Origin of the sequence: Pseudomonas hygromyciniae (genome assembly GCF_016925675.1) — a bacterium.
Classification (GTDB): Bacteria; Pseudomonadota; Gammaproteobacteria; order Pseudomonadales; family Pseudomonadaceae; genus Aquipseudomonas; species Aquipseudomonas hygromyciniae.
Genome location: NZ_CP070506.1, coordinates 5,252,498 through 5,273,780, shown reverse-complemented (window position 1 = coordinate 5,273,780; position 21,283 = coordinate 5,252,498). Strand labels below are relative to the sequence as shown.

The 21,283-nt window shown below is 62.5% G+C and carries 25 protein-coding genes and 8 pseudogenes; 12 read left to right on the top strand and 21 right to left on the bottom strand.

Translation table 11 applies throughout. The features are described 5' to 3' along the window. Positions 1-108 precede the first annotated feature (108 nt). From JTY93_RS23685 to JTY93_RS29665, 20 genes and pseudogenes are all read right to left on the bottom strand, one after another. A pseudogene (locus JTY93_RS23685) lies at positions 109-3,226 on the bottom strand (RHS repeat-associated core domain-containing protein); the annotation flags it as partial. Beyond that, positions 3,222-3,623, bottom strand: a complete 402-nt coding sequence (locus JTY93_RS23680) for a hypothetical protein (RefSeq protein ID WP_205518946.1) — start codon at positions 3,621-3,623, stop codon at positions 3,222-3,224. The gene JTY93_RS23680 and the pseudogene JTY93_RS23685, both read right to left, overlap by 5 nt. A 25-nt stretch (positions 3,624-3,648) precedes the next feature. Continuing rightward, positions 3,649-4,056 (bottom strand): hypothetical protein, encoded by a 408-nt coding sequence (locus JTY93_RS23675; protein WP_205518945.1) that lies wholly within the window; start codon positions 4,054-4,056, stop codon positions 3,649-3,651. Between the two features lie 91 nt (positions 4,057-4,147). Further along, the gene (locus JTY93_RS23670) at positions 4,148-4,366 is read right to left on the bottom strand and encodes a hypothetical protein (RefSeq protein ID WP_205518944.1); all 219 of its coding nucleotides are present in this window, start codon (positions 4,364-4,366) and stop codon (positions 4,148-4,150) included. Positions 4,367-4,684: 318 nt separating this feature from the next. Next, positions 4,685-5,079, bottom strand: a pseudogene (locus tag JTY93_RS23665) (MerR family DNA-binding transcriptional regulator). Further along, positions 5,066-5,654: pseudogene (locus JTY93_RS29690) on the bottom strand (NAD(P)H-dependent oxidoreductase). The pseudogenes JTY93_RS23665 and JTY93_RS29690 overlap by 14 nt, the downstream one beginning before the upstream one ends. Before the next feature lie 200 nt (positions 5,655-5,854). Continuing rightward, entirely contained in the window at positions 5,855-6,217 is a 363-nt protein-coding gene (locus tag JTY93_RS29360; RefSeq protein WP_240357248.1) for a CapA family protein, read from the bottom strand. 227 nt (positions 6,218-6,444) lie between these two features. Continuing rightward, a complete protein-coding gene (locus JTY93_RS29355) occupies positions 6,445-6,624 on the bottom strand; it encodes a CapA family protein (protein WP_240357247.1) in 180 nt (59 codons plus the stop codon). Then, the gene (locus JTY93_RS29350) at positions 6,587-6,994 is read right to left on the bottom strand and encodes a hypothetical protein (RefSeq protein ID WP_240357246.1); all 408 of its coding nucleotides are present in this window, start codon (positions 6,992-6,994) and stop codon (positions 6,587-6,589) included. Before JTY93_RS29350 ends, JTY93_RS29355 begins: the two co-directional genes overlap by 38 nt. A gap of 71 nt (positions 6,995-7,065) precedes the next feature. Then, positions 7,066-7,224, bottom strand: a complete 159-nt coding sequence (locus tag JTY93_RS29345; protein WP_240357245.1) for a hypothetical protein — start codon at positions 7,222-7,224, stop codon at positions 7,066-7,068. 231 nt (positions 7,225-7,455) lie between these two features. Continuing rightward, positions 7,456-8,403, bottom strand: a complete 948-nt coding sequence (locus JTY93_RS23650; protein ID WP_311136329.1) for a DUF2817 domain-containing protein — start codon at positions 8,401-8,403, stop codon at positions 7,456-7,458. 201 nt (positions 8,404-8,604) lie between these two features. Further along, complete coding sequence (locus JTY93_RS29340) at positions 8,605-8,799, bottom strand: hypothetical protein (RefSeq protein WP_240357244.1); 195 nt, start codon at positions 8,797-8,799, stop codon at positions 8,605-8,607. Between the two features lie 259 nt (positions 8,800-9,058). Beyond that, the gene (locus JTY93_RS29335; protein ID WP_240357243.1) at positions 9,059-9,337 is read right to left on the bottom strand and encodes a hypothetical protein; all 279 of its coding nucleotides are present in this window, start codon (positions 9,335-9,337) and stop codon (positions 9,059-9,061) included. Between the two features lie 289 nt (positions 9,338-9,626). Next, positions 9,627-9,887: a hypothetical protein gene (locus JTY93_RS29330; RefSeq protein WP_240357242.1), complete on the bottom strand. Its 261-nt coding sequence runs from the start codon at positions 9,885-9,887 to the stop codon at positions 9,627-9,629. A gap of 24 nt (positions 9,888-9,911) precedes the next feature. Next, positions 9,912-10,034, bottom strand: coding sequence for a DUF1302 family protein (locus tag JTY93_RS29685; RefSeq protein WP_275899794.1), 123 nt, complete (start codon positions 10,032-10,034; stop codon positions 9,912-9,914). 85 nt (positions 10,035-10,119) lie between these two features. Next, on the bottom strand, positions 10,120-10,395 hold the full coding sequence (locus JTY93_RS29805; protein ID WP_311136328.1) for a DUF1302 family protein: 276 nt from the start codon (positions 10,393-10,395) through the stop codon (positions 10,120-10,122). After that, entirely contained in the window at positions 10,392-10,694 is a 303-nt protein-coding gene (locus JTY93_RS29800) for a DUF1302 family protein (protein ID WP_311136327.1), read from the bottom strand. Before JTY93_RS29800 ends, JTY93_RS29805 begins: the two co-directional genes overlap by 4 nt. A 195-nt stretch (positions 10,695-10,889) precedes the next feature. Further along, on the bottom strand, positions 10,890-11,324 hold the full coding sequence (locus JTY93_RS29675; RefSeq protein ID WP_311136326.1) for a DUF1302 family protein: 435 nt from the start codon (positions 11,322-11,324) through the stop codon (positions 10,890-10,892). Further along, a complete protein-coding gene (locus JTY93_RS29670) occupies positions 11,281-11,487 on the bottom strand; it encodes a DUF1302 family protein (protein ID WP_275899793.1) in 207 nt (68 codons plus the stop codon). The genes JTY93_RS29675 and JTY93_RS29670 overlap by 44 nt, the downstream gene beginning before the upstream one ends. Positions 11,488-11,504: 17 nt before the next feature. Then, positions 11,505-11,633, bottom strand: a complete 129-nt coding sequence (locus JTY93_RS29665) for a hypothetical protein (RefSeq protein ID WP_275899792.1) — start codon at positions 11,631-11,633, stop codon at positions 11,505-11,507. 355 nt (positions 11,634-11,988) lie between these two features. Here JTY93_RS29665 and JTY93_RS29325 point away from each other — a divergent pair, with 355 nt between their 5' ends. Genes JTY93_RS29325 through JTY93_RS29315 form a run of 3 tightly spaced genes read left to right on the top strand, consistent with a single transcriptional unit; the run spans position 11,989 to position 13,135 of the window. Next, positions 11,989-12,129, top strand: coding sequence for a hypothetical protein (locus tag JTY93_RS29325; RefSeq protein WP_240357241.1), 141 nt, complete (start codon positions 11,989-11,991; stop codon positions 12,127-12,129). Further along, a complete protein-coding gene (locus JTY93_RS29320; protein ID WP_240357240.1) occupies positions 12,126-12,794 on the top strand; it encodes a helix-turn-helix domain-containing protein in 669 nt (222 codons plus the stop codon). Before JTY93_RS29325 ends, JTY93_RS29320 begins: the two co-directional genes overlap by 4 nt. Next, complete coding sequence (locus JTY93_RS29315) at positions 12,791-13,135, top strand: helix-turn-helix domain-containing protein (RefSeq protein ID WP_240357239.1); 345 nt, start codon at positions 12,791-12,793, stop codon at positions 13,133-13,135. The genes JTY93_RS29320 and JTY93_RS29315 overlap by 4 nt, the downstream gene beginning before the upstream one ends. Here the strand turns inward: JTY93_RS29315 and gliR are convergent. After that, a pseudogene (gliR, locus tag JTY93_RS23630) lies at positions 13,061-14,073 on the bottom strand (AraC family transcriptional regulator GliR). The gene JTY93_RS29315 and the pseudogene gliR sit on opposite strands and share 75 nt — an antisense overlap. 230 nt (positions 14,074-14,303) lie before the next feature. Here gliR and JTY93_RS23625 point away from each other — a divergent pair. The 9 genes and pseudogenes from JTY93_RS23625 to JTY93_RS30155 all read left to right on the top strand — a co-directional run bounded on the left by JTY93_RS23625 (position 14,304) and on the right by JTY93_RS30155 (position 21,252). Beyond that, positions 14,304-15,886: pseudogene (locus JTY93_RS23625) on the top strand (FAD-binding oxidoreductase). Positions 15,887-15,964: 78 nt separating this feature from the next. Next, positions 15,965-16,597 (top strand): annotated as a pseudogene (locus JTY93_RS30175) (FAD-dependent oxidoreductase); the annotation flags it as partial. Between the two features lie 110 nt (positions 16,598-16,707). Continuing rightward, on the top strand, positions 16,708-16,998 hold the full coding sequence (locus JTY93_RS30170; protein ID WP_275899791.1) for an FAD-dependent oxidoreductase: 291 nt from the start codon (positions 16,708-16,710) through the stop codon (positions 16,996-16,998). A 69-nt stretch (positions 16,999-17,067) separates the two neighbouring features. After that, a pseudogene (locus JTY93_RS30165) lies at positions 17,068-17,334 on the top strand (glycerol-3-phosphate dehydrogenase C-terminal domain-containing protein); the annotation flags it as partial. Positions 17,335-17,521: 187 nt separating this feature from the next. Further along, complete coding sequence (locus JTY93_RS23615) at positions 17,522-18,007, top strand: FGGY family carbohydrate kinase (protein WP_205518943.1); 486 nt, start codon at positions 17,522-17,524, stop codon at positions 18,005-18,007. Between the two features lie 237 nt (positions 18,008-18,244). Then, on the top strand, positions 18,245-18,544 hold the full coding sequence (locus JTY93_RS23610) for an acetate and sugar kinases/Hsc70/actin family protein (RefSeq protein WP_205518942.1): 300 nt from the start codon (positions 18,245-18,247) through the stop codon (positions 18,542-18,544). Positions 18,545-19,272: 728 nt separating this feature from the next. Then, positions 19,273-20,544, top strand: a pseudogene (locus JTY93_RS23605) (phospholipase). A gap of 53 nt (positions 20,545-20,597) precedes the next feature. Further along, a complete protein-coding gene (locus JTY93_RS30160) occupies positions 20,598-20,951 on the top strand; it encodes a DUF1302 family protein (protein ID WP_240357237.1) in 354 nt (117 codons plus the stop codon). A gap of 10 nt (positions 20,952-20,961) precedes the next feature. Continuing rightward, positions 20,962-21,252: a DUF1302 family protein gene (locus JTY93_RS30155; protein ID WP_375373782.1), complete on the top strand. Its 291-nt coding sequence runs from the start codon at positions 20,962-20,964 to the stop codon at positions 21,250-21,252. The last annotated feature ends 31 nt before the right edge of the window (positions 21,253-21,283 follow it).

Genomic DNA, 21,283 nt, shown 5'->3' with positions numbered 1-21,283 from the left:
CCAGGAAGTGAGCTCTTGGCAATGCTTGCTCCATTTCTTTCAAACGACTATAGGCATTTGCTTCTGCAAGCTCATCAATTTTGCCTGTCGTTCTGCGCGTGTCGTTTGCGGGAGAATAGGCTCTGCGTGATCAATATTTTTCGCGGGATCCTGAACGGTCGCGCTTGGCTTACACCCATCCCCACCCGGACTCGCATTCAACCCCGGATCCACCCACCCCGTTGGGTTGGGCCATACAAATATCCGTTCAGCCCACCCGCCAACTTCACCGGGTCGGGGGTCAGGTAGCGTCCGTTATCCGGATTGTAGTAGCGATGCCGGTTGTAATGCAGCCCGCTTTCCCGGTCGTAATACTGCCCCTGAAAGCGCAGTGGGTTGTCGACCGTGCCTACATCCAACCGGGTGATTTTCCGTAGGCCTGGTAATGGGCAGACCAGACGATTTTGCCGTCTGCGCTGGTCAGTTCCTGCGGTGTGCCCAGGTGGTCGAGTTGGTAGTGGAAGACCTGTATTGGCCGGCCCGAAACCTTCAAGCAAGGCCAACGGCCTGAAGCTGTCAGGCTCGTAGAGGTAGCTGCGGTGCTGGCCATGGGTGTGTTCGGCGATGAGCTTGTCGCCTTGCCAGAAAAACTCGGTGGTTTTGCCCGCCACGGTTTTGCTGATGCGCCGGCCAAACGGGTCGTAGCGATAGCTGGCCTGGCTGCCGTCCGGTTGCGTCACGCCGATCAGGCGGTGCTGGCAATCGTAGCGGTATTCGGTGACCCGTTGCTGTGCGCGGCCACGGCGTTCGCGTATGAGGTTTCCGAAGGCGTCGTAGTCGTAATTCCGGTCGCCTTGTAGTAACAGGCGGTTGCCGACGACGATGCCGGGGCCTGGGCGGTCTTGCATCAGCAGGTTGCCCGCCGGGTCGTGGGCGAAGCGTTCTTGCACGTCTTGCGAGTGGTCGGCGCGGGTCAGGCGGTCGGGGGTCGTAGTGGTAGTCGTGCTGGCCCTTGCGGGTGTCGAGCAGGCGGGTGAGGTTGCCGCTTTTGTCGTAGGTGTAGTGGCGGTGTTGGTGTTGGGTCAGGCGGCCCTGGTCGTCGTAGTGGTAGTGGCTGAGCAGTTGGCCCTGCTGGCGCTGTTCTCGCGCCCGGCTTTGAACAGGTGTGAGGTGAGTGTGCGGCCATTGAGCTCAACGGTGGCGAGGTGGCGCCCTTGTCGTGGTTGAAGGTCAGGTGGTTGTTGTCGGGCAGGCGCAGGTGGTCGAGTTGGCCGCAGCTGTCGTAGCCGTAACGCAAGGTGCCCCAGCCCTGGTGTTCGGCGGTCAGGCGGTTTTGGCGGTCGTATTCGTAATGCAGCGGCCGGTGGCCGTCGTCGACGCTTAAGAGATTGCCGAGGCGGTCGTAGGTGTAATCCACCGTGCTGCCATCGGGCAGGGTTTTTCTTATAAGGCGGCCGGCGTTGTCGCGCTGGTAGGCGGTAATCAGTTGACGGTCATCGTCACCGAACTCGGTTTTTCCTGCAGGTGGCCGTTGAGGTCGTAGACGTAGGTGGTGCGTTTGCCGTCGAAGCCGGTTTCCTGTTGGATCAGGCCGTTGGGGTGGTACGCCAGTTGATAGCGCTCGCCTGACTCGTTTTCGATTTCGGTCAGTAGCAGGCGGGTGTTGTCGTAGCGGTACTTGAGTTGAGAACCATCGGGGTTGATCCGACGACTGATCAGGGAAACCCTCAGCATATTCATACCGGGTCACACGCCCCAGTTCATCGCGCTCGGCGGTGACTTTTCCGTAGGGGTTGTAGCTCATTCGCGGGTGGCGCCGCCCGGCAATACCACCTTGAGCAGTCGGCCTACCGCGTCCCAGTGATAGTGGGTCAGCGCGCCATGTTCATCTTCACGGGCAATCTGCCGGCCCGGGTCGTCATAGCGATAACGGCGCACGCTGCCGTTGGGTAACTGTTCCTGAGTCAACTGCCCAAGGTCATTCCAGGTCAGGCGCTGACAGCTATGGTCCGGATACCAAACCGCTAAAAGCTGCCCGCGCTTGTCATAGCTGTACTCGGTGACATTGCCGTCCGGATCAGTCTGGCGGGTGATATCGCCTAACGCTGGTACTTCCAGACCGCTTCACCCCGGCGCATGACCCGTACGAAGCCATGCTCATACTCGTAGGCGGTAGGCCCGTCATCCCCGGAAACAGCGCCACCAAGCGCCCAGCCTCGTCGTACTGATAGGCCGTAATCGCCCCAAGGGGATCCTGTTCAACCATCAGCCGGCCCTGGGCGTCGTAGGACTTGAAATGCTCGCCGCCATCCGGATCAACCCGCTGCACCAGCCGTGCGCGCGGGTCATGCACATCACTTCCTGGCTGCCATCGGCGTTAAGCGGGTGACGCGGCCGTCGTCATCCCAGACATAGCGCGTATCCATCTGCGCAAAACGGGCCCAATGCCGCACACAGCGCGCCGCCTTGCCAGACCGTTCCCACGCCTAGAAGAAACTCGCCCCACCGGCCAGCTGCCGCTCAGTGATCACAGCAAGGCTGTCGTAATGATAGCGCTCGCTTTCGCCTACGGCATTGATCGCCTCAACCAGTCGCCACTGTTCGTCATAGCGGTAGGAAACGACGTTCTGTTCAGTCACCCAGGCGTCGTCCGATTCGCTTTCCACGCGAAACACCTGGTAGTCCACCGCCACGATATGCCCGCGGTCATAGCGCAGCAGCGCGCCCGGCATCGTTATCCAGGCGCAGAATCCGCCCCGATACATCGCGGGAAATACGCAGGCGGTTGTCATACCCATCGCTGATCGCCGTCAGCACACCGTCTTGAAAGTGGTAGAACCGTGCCCCTTGAGCCAGCACCAGTTCATCCGACGCCGCCCCAGATAAATCGCTGCCTCAGCGAGGCTATTGCTGATGGCCGGGCGGGCAGCGGACGGCAGGGGAAAGGTGGTACTGCGGTTCTCGTGATCGGTCCACACCACCGATCACCGACCACCACCAGCCGCTGGGCCAGGGAATGGCTCCAGCCAAACCCCAGCCCGCAATCCACCTCCACGGCACTGGTGCGATACAGCCGCGTCCAGGCAAATGGCAGTACGCCATCCAGTTCGCCATCGGTTAGGGTCAGCAGTTCTTCGCCGGTGACCATGGACACCGGGCAGCCGTGGGTCGCGGTTTTATCGGCGCTGGCGCTGGCTGCGCCGTTGGGGTTTTTCGCGGAGGAGGGCGCGTCGTCCACCGCCTCAAGTTGCTTGAGCGTGGTATTGCGCCGTGCCCCCAGTGCATCTGCAGGCCACCTTTTGTAAGCCGCCGACGACGCCGCGCACGGCCACCGCCTTGTAGCGATCCACCGCCGCCGTAAAACGCTTGAGGATGTCGAACACGCCTTTGACGAAGCCCACCGCAAGCTCAACCACCTGCGATCCATACTTCGCCAGCCGCAGCCCCAGATACGCGATCCCGGCGCCTTGCAGGGCAATGGTCAACACCAGCGCAATCAGCAAATCAATGAGCAGCGACACGGCAAGCCCGGTAATCACCTCGGCGGTTTTCCCCGCCACCTGGCTGGGCAGCAACGCCGACAGCCAGATCATCGCCGTGCGCAACATCAGGTACAGCGCCGCCTCGTCGCTGGCCAGCAGCATCGCCTGTTCCATCGCTTGGGGCGCTTCACGCGCCAGGGCAGCTCGGCGGCCTGGGTGCCGAGGCGTTCGATGTGCTGGGCCGGGTCTCGAGGATGTCCTGCACCAGCGACACGCTGTCCCACACCCCGGAAATGGCTGACCAGGTCCCGGCCAATATCCCACTGCCAATGGCGCTCGCCGTGGAGGCCTGCCAGTGCGGTTTGAACCCACTCCACTCCTTGCGCAGCCGGGCTTGCAGCTCAACGGTCAAACCGTCGTAGGACGCAAACAGCGCCTCCACCTGCGCCGGCGACACCCCGCCCTGCACACGCACCTGATAGCGCCCGCCGGCCGCGCGGTGATGGGAGGCCTGACCCTGTTCATCCAGTTGGATAAACGTGGAACTGCCGTCATCCAGGCCAAGCACCTGCACCTGGAGATTGCCCAGCGGCACGTCATCACCGACTCGAACTTGCTCTGGATCTTCAGCTCACCGCCTGCCGGGCACACGGCAACACTGGAAGCAAAGTCGCTGTCGGTCATGCTCACCGACACTTGGAGTCGCCGACCCGCAGCACTCGCTCCATGCCCAGCAACGACGGCAAATCCGTGGCATGGCTGGCCTTGTCCAGGGCTTGCGCGTACCAGCTGGTTACCTGCTGGCGATACACCGCCAGGCTCTGGTGAAAGCCGTTCAGCTCGTATTCGATCAGGTCGAGGGGATGAATCAGGGGCAGGAGCTGGCATCCATGACGTCTCTGCAAAAGAAAGGCGTCGGAGAATGCCGCAGGAAAAGGGCGGTTGGAGGTGTGGTCTGTTAAATCAGAATGGGCTTACGTGCAGGCAGAATTTACTAGGTGGGATCGCCGCTTATGCCCACATGAAACGGCGATGCTGCTGGATTGAAAGTCGCTTTTAGTCATAAAGCCAAGGCTCAGCTCCTGCAGGTTTTTCACCACAATCTGCTGGGCCTCGGGTTTGGGGTCCAGCCAATGGTTTTGCCCAGCGCTGGGTTGACGCCATGACGCGGGAAATCTGGCCGAAGAACGCGCCCTGCAAAACAAATGGGGCGATCTGCTGAACTAGCTGTTGCGCGCAGTGCCGGTTTCCACCAACCGTGCAAACTGGCACTGACCCTGGGCCTGCTCCAGGCTGCCCTCAAACGCCACCAGCCCTGCATGCACCTGTTGCAGGGCTTGGATTTCGTCATCAACTCGAGTTTCTTTTGCGCTATCGCCTGGTTGGCGCGCTGCCACGGCAACTCATCGCCATGGTGCCCGTGCAGAATCTCCTGCAACTCCTTGAGCTTGAAACCCGGTTGCTGCGCACACGTAAACGTCAGCAGCTCCACGCTCTGCGCCGAGTAAACCCGATAGCGCCCCTCGCGATGCGGCAGTGGCAACAAGCCGATGTCCTCATAGTGACGAATGGCTTTGATTGTCGTGCCCGACAGCTGCGCGGCTTTACCGATGTACATGCAGATCCTTTCAAAAGAGTGTGCCGGCCTTTTCAGCCACTTTTCGCGCTGCGCCGCGGTAGAGCCCAGTACAGGCCCGAACATCACGGTCTTGATCGGCTTGATGCCGCAAAACTCGAGGGTGGTCTTGCGCATCTGGTGCACGCCGGGCATGCGGTAGAACCATCGGTAATACCACGGCGGCGTATCCAGGGCCACCAGCAGGTGGGCGGTTCGGCCCTTCAGGAGCTTGTCGGGAACGCCTTGCCCTTGCGGTATTTGAAGGCAAAACCGGGAGGAAAATCCGATCGATAAATCCCTTCAACAATGCCGGAACGCCGCCCCACCAGATGGGGAACACGAACGCCACATGTGTCGCCCACAGAATGTGGATTGGGCGCCGAGCAAGTCGGGCTCAAGAGGTTGGGCCTGGTGATAGGCGTGGTGCAGGATCGGGTCGAAAACCAGCTCGCCAAGGCGCAGGATGCGTACCTCATGGCCGGCGTTTCTGGCTGACTGCAGGTGGTCTCGGCGAGTGCCGAACAGAAGCTGGTGCTGGAGGAGTGGCTAAGGATGATCAGGGTGCGCTGAACCACGGGGAATGTCCTGAGAGAAATGGCATTCAGCGTAGGGTCTGCCGTATAGGGGAGAGTCAAGGCCAGTGTGACAAAAGCCTGCGGTTCAAGGCAGGCTTGGTGCTGTTGCTTACATCAGTCCGGGAGGCTGGAAAGTGGCGACAGAATATCGTTCCACACCTTGTCCTGCAGATGGGGCAGTTGGCTCTTCTCCAACTCGGTCAGCCCGTAGCCATCCGGGTTCTCCAGCACATCGAAAAACTTGACGATGCGGCAGTTGAAACGCTCGCCATCCAATCTTTCGTTAACGATGTAGATAGGCAGTGCCTTGACGTTGAACAGGCGAGTAACCCCAGGAATTTGCCGATGCTGAATTTGAGGGTGTAGGCCAGTTTTGAGTTGCGGCTTTCGGGATGATAACTGACGAAGTCGCCGAACGCGTAGATCACCAGCGCATCCTGTTTGCCAGGGCGCGGGATAAGTTCTGCGGGCTGGCTGACATGGGCATGGTTGCCGAGGATCGTGTCTACACCACAGGCAATCACCTTGCGCGCGGCTTCCACGATATTGACGTGGGGGTACATCTCGAACTCCCAGCCCCAGTGGCAGTAGGCGATGATCCAGTCCGCCCCCTTGGCTTGGCGCGGGCGACCTGTTCTTCGATCAGTGAGTAGTCGGGCGCCGGGTTTACATCGTTGAAGCGCACCACGTTGACCAGGTAAGCCTTGTCAGGCGATGGGTCGCGGCCGTTGAGGTCAAAGGTATAGGCCAGCAGGGCACCCTGATGCCGTTTTTCTCCACCACCACCACATCATCCTGCTCGGCCTGGCTGGCGGCAGTGCCGGCATAGTAGGCGCCCGGTTTTCAGTACATCGAGGGTGGCGAGTACGCCTTGTTCACCCCAGTCCATGGCGTGGTTGGTCGCGGTACTGAAGAAGTTGATGTTCGCCTCATCACGGAACTTGCGGAACATCGCCTCGGATGTGTTCATCTGGGCCGGTTGCCCCTTGTCTGATGGCGTTCCGGTTTTCTGTGCCGGTCAACGGTCGATTCCAGGCTGGCGCTGACGATGTTTGCGGTGCTGTAGAAGTCCGTGATGTCATCGAACAGTTGCGGGGTGTTTCCGGGGTCAGGACATCGACCGCCAGCAGGTCTCCGGCACATGACACCGAGACCGAGCGCAACGGCAGGTAGCTGAAGCCTGGGTCCGTCGGTGATTGATTCAGGTTGAAGAAGTTGAACGCCTGGGATTCAAACAGCTCCTCCAGCCCGGAGCCTTTCTCGGCCACTTCAAGATGATTGAACCAGTTGCGGTAGAGCCACTTGAGTTTCTGGAAGGGCTTGCCAGAGATGTCGTACACCCCGGTTTCTGGCTGCGGGTAGTGGAATTGCTCATAGAAAATGTAGTTGGCCAGCAGGACCGCGAGTCGGGTCAGGCCGCGCAGGTCGATGTGCTTGAGAGCAGGGGGATGATCCAGAACGGCGGGCCGTTGATGATTTCATCGAAGGGGATGCCCGTGCTCAACTTGGCCGGGTCGGCCAAGATCGGCTGGATCGCGGCAAACACCTTTTGCGGGCCCTCCTGGGCCACCCAGCCAAACAGCGCCTGTGCGTCTTCCTGTTCCTTGGGGCTGAGCGTTCGGTCATCTTCAGTTCGCCAGTCGCTACCCGGTTGAGTGTGGCGACGACCTCATCCTGATGCTGGTCGCGACGGGCCTGGATCTTTTGCATGACCTCTCTTAAAGCCTGTGCCAAATATGCACTCATCATGAACATCCTCTGTGGTTTGAGTGTGTACCCCACCTGATAGGGGGCATTTTTGTCATTCCAAGCGCGTGGCAAGACTGCGCAGGCTCAGCGCAGTCACTTCGCGTGCCCGCTCCAGTACCGGGCGTTTCCAGCCCTCGGTTTCGATGTGGAACGCATCGCGCAACTGGCGCTTGATCTGCACGCGCCGGGCTTGTGCTGTCTGTGGATGGGTGTGCAGCCAGTGATCGGCGCGTAGGGCCTCAAGCACTCGTGGCCCCGGCTGTGTGCCGTACTCCAGGGTCAAACCGTTGTACTGCGCGTGTGGGCATTCCTCCATCACCGCCAGGTCCAGGGTGCCGTCGAGCATGGCCGACGAGGAGGTGCCGTCTACGTTGGTCGTGACCTGCGGGCCCCACCAGCTGCGCGCCCGTGCAATATCGCTGGGGTGATTGAGCCCCTCGTAGATCCGCTCACCCACGCCACACGGTCCTGGCCCTGTATGCACATCGATCCAGCCGATACGCCGGCTGTGGTTGCCCAGGCGCCGGATAATCTGGCGCAGTTGCAGGTTGCTCCAGGCAGGTGCCGTGCCCGCGAAAAACAAACCTTCGGGGTGGCTGTGTTGGCCGAGGGTAATGGCTGACTGCGGGGGTTTGCGGCCATGGCGCAGGGCGTATTCGGCCAGGCCCAACGTGCTGAACAGGGTGGGTGGTTGCCGTCGCGGCAGCAGCGGTGGGGCGAGGATACGGTAGTCGGGGTTGTCGGGCACCGGTTGCGCGAAGTCAATGAAGTTACGGTTGAGGTCGACATTGTCTTCGCTGACCCGACGCAGCCAGGAGAAGCCGCACGGGTTGATCGCATGCAGATACAGCACCGCCAGGTCTTGGCGCTGGCAGTGTTGCACCCACTCGCGGTTGCGCAGGTGATCAACCTGGACTGCGAGCCGCAGAAGCTTTCCACGCCTGAACCCGCTGCTCCAGACCAGCAGGTTGGTGGCCGTGGGCGAGCCTGCAAGCGCCACGTCCAGGGCCAGTTCCTCGCCATCGCTGCCGGTAACGGGTGAGGATGGTTGACCTACAGGCCGAAGCTGGCGCAGGCCTGGAGGAATTTTTGCCGAGCTGCGTAGCTTTGCAGCAGGATAAGTCCATCGGGCGTTCCCTATTGGCAGTCGTGCTGGGCACCGCGTGCTGCGATCGAGGTGGGGGAGCCGCCGCCGCGAGGTTTATGCCGGGCTGGTGGCGGCAGAACTGGCGCCGTGAGTGCTGGCCGTGAGTTCGCGGCGACTGCGTTCAGGGTCGATCAGCACCAGCCCGAGCAGGCTGAACACCAATAGGGCAATGCCGAACATGCCGATGGCCAGTCCGAAGCCGGTCACCAGGTCGCCGTTGTGCCAGCCGATGGCCAGTCCGTCCAGCACGGGGCGAGCATGCCGGCGGTGGTCAGCGGTGGATATGGATCGCCAGCATGCTCCCGCGTTGGCGGGCCGGGGCGATGTGGGCAACGATGCGGAAACCGAAGGCCGACAGCAGATTGCGAGAATGCTGCCGGGCAGGAAAAACCCCAGGGTCACGGTCAAGCTGGTGTTGTAAAACCCATCAGGATGTAAGTCGCGGCTGCGATCAGGCAAGCGAGAAGCGGCGGCACGATCATCGCCTTGCGGATGCTGGCGTTGCGTTTCATGCGCGTTGCGCCAGGCTGGAAGCCATCAGGTTGATAAAGATCACCCCCAGAGTGGTGGTCAGCAGCAGGTAGACCGATTGCATCGGCGTCATGCCCAGGCCTCTTTGCAGGTAGGTGGGTAACCAACCGTAGAGCAAGGCATTGGGCAGGTAGCTGCAGAACGCAGCCAAGGTAATGCAGACAAACGTGCGGTTGAGCAACAGGCGCTTGTAGGGCAACGTGGGCAGCAGGTCGCCCTGGGTGCCCTGTATCGTCACGCTGGGCTTCGCGGCCATAACGTTGCCACAGCAGCAGCCACACCAGGCTGACACCGGCCAGCAGCACGCAGCCCGTGCGCCAGCCCGCCTGCTCGATCAGCTTGGGCCGGGCCACCGCGCCGGCAATCGCACCGAGCATGATTGATACCTGGATCAGCGCTGTGGCAGCACTCGCTCGCGGCTGGTGTACCTCTTGAAACAGGGGTGCTGAGTCACCGCCGCGCCCGGGCTACAACCGGCGCTGAGCAGGACGCGGCTGGCCAGCGGGGTATAGAAACGGTGGACAGGGCCGAGAGCAATTGGGCGGTCATCCACACCAGGGCCATGCCGGAGAGAATCCAGCGGCTCGGCATGCGGCTGGCGAGAAAAGCCACCAGCACGCCCGAGACCGAATAGAGAAAAAGAACGAGCTGCTGATAAAACCGAACTGCGCTGGCGTGAGCTTTAACTCATCAATGATCTGCGGGCCGGCGAAGGCGAAAATGGTCTTGTCCAGCACGCTGATAATCACCACTGTCATCAGCAGGGCAACTACGAGCGGGCGTCGGCTATCGGTCAGTGAACGCATGGAAATGGCCTTGTTTTAAGGGGGCTAAAAGCGAATGCCTACACTGGCTTCTAACAGGCGGTGATCTGCCACCAGGTTGTAATCGCCGCCACCGGTGTTCCGGTAGCTGAGATCGAAGGTGTAGGTGCTTTTGTAATCTCTTCGCACGCCGAGTATTTGCGCGTAGCGGCCTTCGGAAAATACCCGTCATAGGCGTGACCCTTGATGTCGTAGACGAGTGTCAGCGACGGCGTCACGTCAGCCCGGGCAATACATTCCTGTAGTTGATTTCTCCTTTGACGCGGGTGCCCCAGGCAAACGGGGTGACAAATCCGTCATCTGCGCATTTGGCCGCCGGGCCTGTGCACTTGGCGGCCTTGCCGTAGGGCGCGCTGCCGAAACCGGGGCGGCCATAACGGATCTGGTCGGTGTCGGGCAGGTCGTGTACGTATTTCAACCCGGCTTCTGCCGATAGCTTCATCGCGCCGCCCAACACCTGGCCAAAAGGATGGCTGGCGCCCAGATTCAATTGGCTGACGTGGAAGCGGTCGTAGCCGCTGCCAGGTAGCCCGTCGGGGTTTTGGACAGGTAGCCCATGGGCCCGCTGCCGGCGAGCAGCCCGGCGATAAAGTCGGCACTGTTCCACGCAATCGGTTGATTGGGCCGGTAACCGTATTCGGCATAAATCCCGGTGCCGCCCGGTAGCCGCGTCTTGAAGTTGAGGGCATACAGGCGAATGCGGGTTGGATAGGCGCGCTGATAGGTGGGCATTGCCTGCCCCACGTCCGCAGCCGGTGGCGTCAGCACGCCGGGGCCGGTGCGCACCACCTGGCAGCGCTTCGCGGCTACTGTAGTCAGTGAAATAGAAGCCGAACAACCCCACGTCCTTCCATAAATACTGCAGGCTGGCGCTGAACTGATTGTTGCCAGGGCGATGGTCCGGGCCGCGTGCCACATGGTCGATGGGGTTGTTGAGGGCCTGGCCATCGGTGGTGTAGATCGGCTGTCCCGCTATGGCGCTCATCACGCTGCCGTTGAGGATGAATTGGTTGCAGCCCGGTTGTGCGTAGTCGCTGGTCGACAGAAAGTGCCGCAGCCAGAGTAGGCACTGGGGCGCAATTCAAACTGATTGAACGCATCCAGCGACAGGTTCTCGGTCAGCGCCAGCTTGGCGTACAGGGTCGGCATTGGCACGGTGCGGGCTTCGGCAATCGAGGTGGCTCGACGTGCGGCGGCCCAGTCAAACGCGTTTACCGCCTGCAGGCCACCGCTGATGGTGGTCGGTGTGACCCAGGGGATCGCCTGGTCGCCCAGGCGCACCAGCAGGTCATGCCCGGCAGGCTGGAAGTTGCCGCAGACGTAGGCGTCGTTGAACACCGCATTGGAGAACCGCGCCAGGGAGTCGAACCCCGAATCACTGAGCGGCTCTCCCGAGCGATACCGTGGGTACGCTGCCATGGTCGACGTCCTGATGCTTTTGGGTGTAGTCGTACCAACCCTTTGCGCTGACGAAAACCCCGAGGTTGCGGTGGCTCAAATCTGCTTGCAGGTAGGTTTCGGCCGACGTAGAAACCGCATCGCCGCGCTTGTAGTTGAGGTTGCCGTCGTTGAACAGGTTCATACCGTATTCGGCGCTGGTCAGGCGTGGCTGGGGTCGTCCATGCGTCGTACCGTGCCCAGGGCCAGGGCGCCTTTGACCAGCAGGCGCGTGTCCTCATGTTGCCATTGCATGCCGTTACCCAGCCCTGACTTGAGGTCACTGAACACCAACTCCCCTGCGCTGACTGGAGCGCTGATACCGCACTGAGCAAGGTCGTGGCCAACCCTGCAACCACTGGCTTGCCGGTACTTCCCCAGGCGTTTCTTATTGTTGTTTTCACCGACTGATACCCTTGTTTTTTTCTTGCTGAGGCCAGGTGTTTTTCAGTCTAGCGTCGAAGTGATTGCGGTAATACGGCGAATACCGACAGCAATAAAGCCAATATCGCCAAGTAAAAACCCAGGTTCTACTGACCTGTAGTGAGGCAAGCTAGTCCGCACAAGTCATGCAGTGAGCGGGCTGGTGTTTAAAGGTGATAGGGCTAATATCGCCAACAATAAATCAATATCGCCAGGTAAGCCCATGAATGTCCGCGTCGATTTATTGCATGGCCCGCATAATCTTGCCGGCACGCTGTTTAGCGTGATCGACATGCTGCGCACCTTCAACAACCTCTGGCAGTTGCGCACGGACAAGCGCGGGGCGTTTTTCACTGGCGCTTGATCGATGCGGCGGGCAATGAACTGGCGCTTCCGGACTGGCTGTCGGAAATGCGCCCGCCCAGCCCAGGCCGTAAAACCCTGCGGCCCTCGCAGACGGTCCTGTTTGTTCCTGGCGTGCAAATGAAAAACGTGCCGGACCTGAACCAGGTTCTTGCTCAATGCGCCGACGAACTGAACTGCTTGCGCGTTATCACGCCCAAGGGCGTGTGGTGGCTGCCAGCTTCAATGGCGCCGTGCTGCTTGCCCGTGCAGGGGTACTGGATGGTCGGCGCGCAACCGCACCTGGATGATTGCCAGTTGGTTCGCGTCCACCTTTCCCAAGGTGCAATTGGCGATGGAAGGCCCGGTGGTGGTCGACGGCCCGGTCTTCACCGCCGGAGCCCTGCGGCGGTCTGCGACCTGATGGTGGAGTTGATCCGTCACTTCGCCGGCGAAGAAATGGCCCAGATCGCCACCAACGGCCTGCTGTACCACCCGATGCGTTTTGAGCATTCCAGCCTGAACTTCCCCGGCATCTCGGTAAAAACCCGCGACAGCGTGGTGTTCCGCGCCAAGCAATGGCTGCAGCAGCATATTCAGATGCCCTACAGCCTGGACGCGGTAGCCCAGGCCGCGACCGCCAGCCCGCGGACTTTGCTGCGTCACTTCAAGGAGGTGGAGGCATGACCCCTCTGGACTACCTGCATCGCCTGCGGGTTGAACGGGCCAAGCAATTGCTGGAAGTGACCTTGATCGATCTGACGGAAGTCATGGAGTACTGCGGTTATCAGGATGCCAGTCGTTTCGACGCCTTTTTTGCGCACTACGGGCTTACACCTTCCGAGTATCAGCGGCGATACACCATGCGCATATCCAGTCGGCGGTGGCGGGCGGATGAGGCCGGGGAGGATTTGATTGAGGGTTGGGGCTCGACCGCCTGTAATTTGCGCGCTTCAACTGGCCCGGTGGGTCTGCCGATACTCGCCCGGCGGCATGCCGGTGCGGCTCTTGAAGGTGCGGTGGAATGAGCGCGGTTCGGTGAAACCCAGGTATTGGGCGATGTCCTGGATCGGCAGGTCGCTGTGCAGCAGGTAGTGCTCGGCCAGTTCCTGACGCAGGTCGTCGAGGATCTGCTGGTAGGACGTACCCGCCTGCTGCAATTGGCGTTGCAGGGTGCGCACCGACATGGCGAACTGCTCGGCCACTTGTTCCTTGCGCGGCAGGCCTTCCTTGAGCAACTGGCGCAGGGCGTTTTTCACCCGCAGCGCGAGGGTCGAATCGTCCAGCGAGGCCATCAGGGCCAGGGCGTGTTCCTCCAGGGTCCGCAGCAATTGCGCATCAGCCTGGCGCAGGGGCGTTTGCAGGTAACCCAACGGCGCCACCAGGGCCGAGCAGGGCTGCTCGAATAACACCGGGCAACCGAAGAAGTCCCCATATTGGCTCAGTTGCGCGCCGTCCGGCAGTGGGTGTTCGAGCAGTACCTGGCTGGGCGACTTCGGTGTCGGCGATCCAGCGTGCATACACCAGCCAGGATGCCAGCACGTTCTCCACCATATGCCGGCGGATCCGCGGCTGCTGGTGGCGGCAGTTCCAGATCAGCCGCACCTGCCCATCGACTATCTCCGCGCGGCTGGTGCCCATGTCGCCCACCAGCTTTCGAACGGCATGATGCGGTTCATCGCCTCGCCCAGGGCGCGCAGTTCATGGTGATGTAGCCCAGCACGCTCCACGAATCTGGCAGCACGAAACGCGCCGAATTGAGCCCGAACAGCAGGTCCCCGGAATGTTCGCAGAAACACTCCAGCAGGCGTTCGTGGGCCTTCACGGGCAGGCGCAGGCTGTTGTCGTCGAGTTGGCCGGCAGTGATTCCGGCTGCCGCCAGGGCGGTGTGGTCGCCACGCCGAGCTGTTCGGCATGGCGCAGGTATTTCAGCAGAGGGGACTGAGGTCGAGCCGGTTGTCTGCATGATCGGGTTCCTGGCGGGGGTGTTGTTGGCGGCAGTACTGTTGCGCGCGTCGATGGCTGGCAAGGTAATTTGAAACCATGACTAAAGTAAATGCTCCCGTGGCGACATCGGGAAATGGACCGATCGGCCCAATTGGCTACTCCATCTGTCTCGATGCGACCGTGACAGCTTGCGCCGGCTGACTAGTATGGGGGCACTGAAAATCACACGATCTGCTGGGAGAAACAGGCATGCGACGCTGGAACGGCTGGGGAAGAAACCACGCAGATGGAGATGCCTGCTCATGGGGCGGCGTTTCTGCGCGAGCGACTGGGCGATGGGCACACCCTGCCCGATGCCAGCCTGGACAGCGCCCTGGCCGGGGTTCCGCATCGCGCCTGGCGCCCCATCCGCTCTACAGTATTGAACCCAGGGACCGCCTGATGCATGCCCGAGGCCAGAGCCTGCCGGAGTGGCTGGCCCTGCGTGAAGGTGTACTGGGCCGCTACCCGGATGCCGTGGCCCTACCGGAAAGTGTCGAGCAGATCCGCCAGTTGTTGGCCCTGGCCGACAGTGCCGACCTGTGTCTGATTCCCTATGGTGGTGGCACCTCCGTGGCCGGGCATATCAACCCGCCGGCGTCCACGCGCCTGGGACTGACGGTGTCCCTGGCCCACATGAATCGCCTGCTCGGCCTCGACGAGCAAAGTCTGATCGCCACCTTCGGCCCCGGCGCCAGCGGGCCTCAGGTGAAGAGCCAGCTACGCGCCAAAGGCTACACCCTGGGGCACTTCCCGCAGTCCTGGGAGCTGTCGACCCTGGGCGGCTGGGTCGCCAGCCGCTCCAGCGGCCAGCAATCGCTGCGCTATGGGCGGATCGAGCAACTGTTCGCCGGCGGCACCCTGGAGACATTCGCCGGGCCCCTGGAGAATCCCGAGGCCCGGCGTCGGCCGCCGGCCCCGACCTGCGGGAAGTGGTGCTGGGCAGTGAAGGGCGCTTCGGCATCATTTCCCAGGTCAAGGTGCGGGTCAGTGCCTTGCCCGAGGACGAGCGTTTCTATGGTGTGTTCCTGCCGGACTGGCCCCGAGCCCTGCAGGCCATTCGGCAACTGGTGCAGGCCCGGGTACCGCCGTCGATGCTGCGCCTGTCCAATGCCCTGGAAACCCAGACTCAGCTGGCGCTGGCTGGCCATCCCAATCAAATCGCCTGGCTGGAGGCACCTGGCACTGCGTGGCACGGGTGAGGGCAAGTGCCTGCTGACTTTCGGTGTCACTGGCAATCGTCGGCAGAATGCCCTGTCGTTGCGCCAGGCCCGCCAGCATCTCAAGGCCTTTGGCGGCGTGTTTACCGGCACCCTGTTGGGCAAGAAATGGCAACAGAACCGCTTTCGCTTCCCCTACCTGCGGGAGAACCTCTGGCAGGCCGGCTACGTGGTCGACACCCTGGAGACCGCGACCGACTGGTGCCATGTCGATACCTTGCTGCACGCTATCGAGGCCAGCCTGCGCGACTGCCTGGCGGCCGAGGGCGAGCTGGTCCATGTGTTCACCCATCTGTCCCATGTGTATGGCGAAGGTTCGAGCATCTACACCAGCTATGTGTTCCGCCCGGCGGCGGACTACCCGGCCACCCTCGAACGCTGGAAGGCCCTGAAGCGGGCGGCCAGCCGCACCATCGTCGAAAACCACGGCACCATCAGCCACCAGCACGGCGTGGGCAAGGACCACGCGCCTTACCTGCCGAGGAGAAGGGCGAATTGGCGATGGCTGCGCTGCACCGCCGGCATTTCGATCCGGCCGGGCGCCTCAACCCCGGCACGCTGCTGGAAGACTAGGCCCTGAGCAATGACTGGAATGCCCAATGGCGCGAGGCCGCGCTGCCACAACTGGCGAGTGAAACCTGGGACCTGATCGTGATCGGCGGCGGCATCAGCGGCGCCGGGATCCTGCGCGAGGCGGCTCGGCGCGGCTGGCGCTGCCTGCTGCTGGAGCAACGGGATTTTGCCTGGGGCACCTCCAGCCGCTCGTCGAAAATGGTCCATGGCGGGCTGCGTTATATCGCCAAGGGCCAATGGCGCCTGGCCCGTGATTCAGTGCACGAGCGCCAACGTTTGATGGGCGAAGCACCGGGGCTGGTGGAGCCCATGTGTCCTGATGCCGCACTATCGCGGTGGGTTCCTGGACCGCGGGTATTCGGTGGTTTGCTGCGCCTGTATGACGCCCTGGCCGGTTGTCGTAGCCGGCGGTTCCATAAGCCTGAACAACTGCGCCATCTGGCACCGGGGCCCTGGCGCAGGGGTTGCTGGGGTTCGCAGGTTCGCGATGCACTGACCGACGATGCGCGGCTGGTCATGCGCGTGCTGGCCGAGGCCCGTGCCGATGGCGCCTGGGCACTCAATGGCCTGCGGGTGCGTCAGGTATTGCGCGACGGCGAGCGTGTGTGTGGGGTCGAGGTCGAGGACGCTGAAGGCAGCGCGGTCATGCAAGTGCGCTGCGCAGTGCTGGCCGTGGCCACCGGTGCCTGGGCTGAGCGCCTGCAACCGGGCGGTGGGCAGCGCCAGTTGCGGCCCTTGCGCGGCAGCCATCTGTTGTTGCCGGGCTGGCGCTTGCCGGTGGCCCATGCCTTCAGTTTCATGCACCGGCGCGACGGCGCCCGGTGTTCGTCTTTCCCTGGGAGGGAGCCACGGTGGTGGGCACCACCGACCTGGATCACCGCGAGGATCTGGACCTTCGTGCGAGCATCACCCGTGAAGAACTCGACTACCTGCTGGAGGCTTGCGCCCAACCATTTCCCCAGGCCGAGGTGACGGCGGCGGACGTGTTGTGCACCTGGTCCGGGGTGCGTCCGGTGGTGGGCGCCGCCGACTCCCAGGCCAAGCCATCAATGAAACCCGCGAGCATGTGCTGTGGCAGGAACCCGCTGTGTGACCTGGCGGGGGCAAGCTGACCACCTTCCGGCCCCAGGCCATCGAAGTGTTGCGGGCCTGTGCCGGGATGCTTGGCAAAACCCTGGAGGATGACTGGGCGCCGTGTTCCAGGCCTTGGCGCTGCAGGCGATTCCCGGCTGAGCGGTGCCGGCCTGCGCCGCCTGGCCGGGCGCCATGGCCGCGATCTGCCGCGCCTGGCCAGCCTGATAAGCAGCCTGGGCAGCGACTGTGTCGGGGCCAGCGATACCCTGTGGGCGGAGCTGGCCTTTGCCGCCGAGACCGAAATGGTCCTGCACCTGGACGACCTGTTACTGCGGCGCACGCGCCTCGGCCTGCTACTGCCCGAAGGCGCTGCGCATTACCTGGCAGATATCCGCCGGCTTTGTCAGCCGCGCCTGGGCTGGGACGACGCGCGCTGGGAACAGGAACAGCAGCGCTACCTGCACTGTGGCAACGCCATCGCAGCGTACCCAGCGCCTCGATCTGAAGAGTGCCTCATGAAAAAGCGAGCTTCGTGGATAACAACACCCCGGCAAAGACTATGTGCTGGCGATCGACAACGGCACCCAGAGTGTCCGTGCGCTGTTGTTCGACCTGTCGGGCAACCTGTTGGCAAAGGCAAGGTCGAGTTGCAGGCCTATTACTCCAGCCAGCCCGGCTGGGCCGAGCAGGACCCGGATTATTACTGGCGCAAGCTGGGGAAGCCTGCCAGCGTTGTGGGCGCAGACCGGTATCGACCGCAGTTTGATCCGTGGCGTATCCCTGACCACCCAGCGCGGCACTGTGATCAATGTCGATGCCCGGGGCAGGCGTTGCGGCCAGCCATCCTCTGGCTCGACCAACGCCAGTGCCAGCCAGAGGGCGGATCAAGGGCCCTGGGGTTGGCTGTTCAAGCTGGTGGGCGCTGAGGCCACGGTGGACTACTTTCGTGCCCAGGCCGAGGCTAACTGGATTGCCCAACATCAGCCGGATATCTGGGCTGCCACTGACAAGTTCCTGCTGCTCTCGGGTTTCTCAGCCATCGCCTGACCGGGCGTTTTGTCGACTCGGTGGGCTGTTGCGTGGGCTATTTGCCCTTCGACTCAAGCATCTGCGCTGGGCCGCCCCCGGGACTGGAAATGCAGGCCCTGGCGGTGCGTGCGGAGCAACTGCCGACCCTGTACAAACCGGGGAAGAGCTGGGCCGCATCACCGCCGAGGCCAGCCGCCATACCGGCATCCCGGAGGGGTTGCCACGATTGCCGCCGGCTCCGACAAGGCCTGCGAGGTGCTCGGTTCCGGCGTGGTGGAAGCGACGACCGCGTGCCTGTCCTACGGCATTCCGGCGACCATCACCACCACTCGCTCGCGCTATCTGGAGATTGTCCCGCTGATCCCGCCTTACCCGGCGGCAATCCCCGATCACTACAACTGCGAAGTGATGATCTATCGCGGCTACTGGATGGTCAGTTGGTTCAAGAACGAGTTCGGCCTGCGGGAAATGCAGCAGGCCCGTGAGCAGGGCCTGGAACCGGAGCAGCTGTTTGATGCGCTGGTCACGCAGTACCGCCCGGCTCCATGGGCCTGACCCTGCAACCCTATTGGTCGCCGGGTATCCGCGAACCGGGAGTGGAGGCCAGGGGGCGATGATCGGCTTTGGCGATGTGCATACTCCGGCCCATATCTACCGGGCGATTCTGAGGCCTGGCCTATGCATTGCGCCAGGGCAAGGAGCGAATCGAGCGCCGTTCGAAACGTCGATCACGCGCTTGCGCGTGGCCAGTGGCAGCCCAGAGCGACGCGGCGATGCAATTGACTGCCGATATCTTTGGCCTGCGCGCCGAGCGTCCCCATGTGTATGGGGCGTCCGGGTTGGGGGCTGGGATTGCCTGTGCCGTGGGGCTTGGGCTGTACCCGGATTTCGATACCGCCATCGCCGCCATGACCTGCACCGCCGGTCTTCATGCCTCAACCCGAGGCACAACAGATGTACGACCGTTTGTACCGCGAGGTTTACCTGCGCATGTATCGCCAACTCAAGCCGCTGTACCAGAGCATCCGCGAGATCACCGGCTACCCGGCGTGACCCACTGTAGGAGCGGCTTGCTCGCGAAGAACGTCAACGATAACGCGTGCCTGCAGGATAAACGCGGCGCTCTCAAGTTCTTCGCGAGCAACTCGCTCCTCCCGATGGTCCCGATCGTGCGTGGCGCTATTGGTGAGTCGTTTTGGCAAGATCGGACAGTGTCGGGGCATACCCGGATTGTTAGGCTGAACGCATCTACAACAAGAGCGTAAAGCCATGAAGTTGCGTCGTTGCTGCTGTGCCTGGGGCTATGGAGTCTGTCGCCTGGGGTCGGTGCATGGTCCAATCACAGCGTGGGCAGCTACCTGGCCCTGCAAGATTTGCCCGCATTGCGCGAGGCGCCCCAGGTGCAGGTCGAGACCCTCGAGCGGTTTATCTCCCAGCAATACCCTGGCCTGGTGGCCTTGTTGGACGAGCAGGAACACTTCGCCCGCAGCCACTTTCCCGACTATCCGCCGCGCCCCGATAACCTGCGCCTGGCGCCCCAGCCCATCGCCGATCTGCGCCGCGACTTCCTATGGCCCTGCGGGTCAATCCACAGATCCACCTGGCCCAGGTGATCCAGCCCATGCCCGGTGAGGACCTGGCGGGGCGCCCGCAGCTCAAGGCGGCCGGCGTGATGGTCGGACAAACCCTCTCACCGTGGAATCGCCAGCGCTTTATCCAAGTGCAGCCGGGGCAGAAGGTCGCGCCGCTGGCGGTGCTGGCGACCGCTGCGGATGAGCCGGACTACGGCCACGATATCAACCTGTTCAGCGATAACCCGGGGCCGTCGGCGCCTTGTATGGCTTTGGCGTGCAGTCGTTTGGCGATGCGCGTTTCCAGTACAGCTCCCAGGCGCCGTTCCATATGGGTTTCTTTCACGAGAGCGCGGTGGTCTATGTCGCGCGCGTTTCTGCTGCGCAACTGGCCGGACTGGCGGGCCTACCAGTACTTCGGCCTGGCGCGTTTTGCCTTCGCCAATGGCCATCCCTACTGGGGTTATCGCTTCCTCGGCTGGGGCATGCACTACCTGCTGGACCCGGCCCAGCCTATCACGCCACCACGCTGCCGGGCGACGATTTGACCATCATGCTGCTGATGGAAGGCAAGGCCCTGGCCGGCTACGACAGCGACAAGCGGGCGGCGATCGAACGTGTCGCCACGCGCCACAACGAGGTGGAACGCTATCAGTTCGCCTGGCTGCGCCACCTGCCGCTGACGGGGCGAGCAACCGATGCTGGCGGCCTACGCCGACACCAGTGGACACCGACTATCCCGGCTATTCGACGGACTACCTGCGCCAGGTGGTCAGCGCCGAGGCGGATGCCCAGGCGGTGGCGTTCGGCGAGGCCATCGGCCGGTGGCGACGCCGGGGCGACCCAGAGTTTCAGTACAGGCAGCCAGTTGCCCGCCGGCGCTACGACCATGCCCGGCTCAACGAACGGTTGGTGCAGTTGCTGCGCCACTTTGGCGCCCACAGTCCACTACGTCGGGCCGGCCTCGATCGCCCGGCGCGGTGAAACAACAGACATCGCAGTGCAAAACAACAAAAGGTTGCAGGGGAGAGACGGCAATGAGCACCACAGTGCGCGCGCAAGACTCGGGATCCGAGGGTAAATGGTCCATCACATCCACTGGGGCTGGCGTTGGCCTGGCGGGCCTGCTGCAACTGTGCAGCGGCAGGAACGTGCAGGCCATGGAGTTCAGCGTGCTGGACAACCAGGTCACCGGCTCGTTCGGCAGCACCCTGTCGTATGGGCGTTTGTGGCGGGTCCAGGGGCGGGACAAGGGCAACGACGACGTCAACACCAACGACGGCAATCGCAGCTTCGATACCGGGCTGGTTTCCAGGTGTACAAGATCACGTCGGAGCTGGAAGCCAACTATCAGAACTACGGTCTGTTCGTGCGGGCACGGGGTTCTATGACACTCAGATCATGGACAAGCGCAACGACTACTACCGCAACAACAACCCGTCGCAACCCAGCCAGAACCATCCGCGGGACGACCGCTTCACCGACCAGACCCGGGACATTGCCGGAAGCCGCTGGAGATTCTCGACTCCTACATCTATGCATCTGGGACGTTGGCCAGATGCCCTGACCGCGCGCCTGGGGCGCCAGGTATTCAGCTGGGGCGAGGGCATCTTTATCGCGGCGGGGTCAACACCACCAGCCCGGTGGACGCGGCAAACCGCCTGCCGGGCGCCGAGGTCAAGGAAGTGCTGATGCCGGTGGAGGCCTCAGCTTCAACATCGCG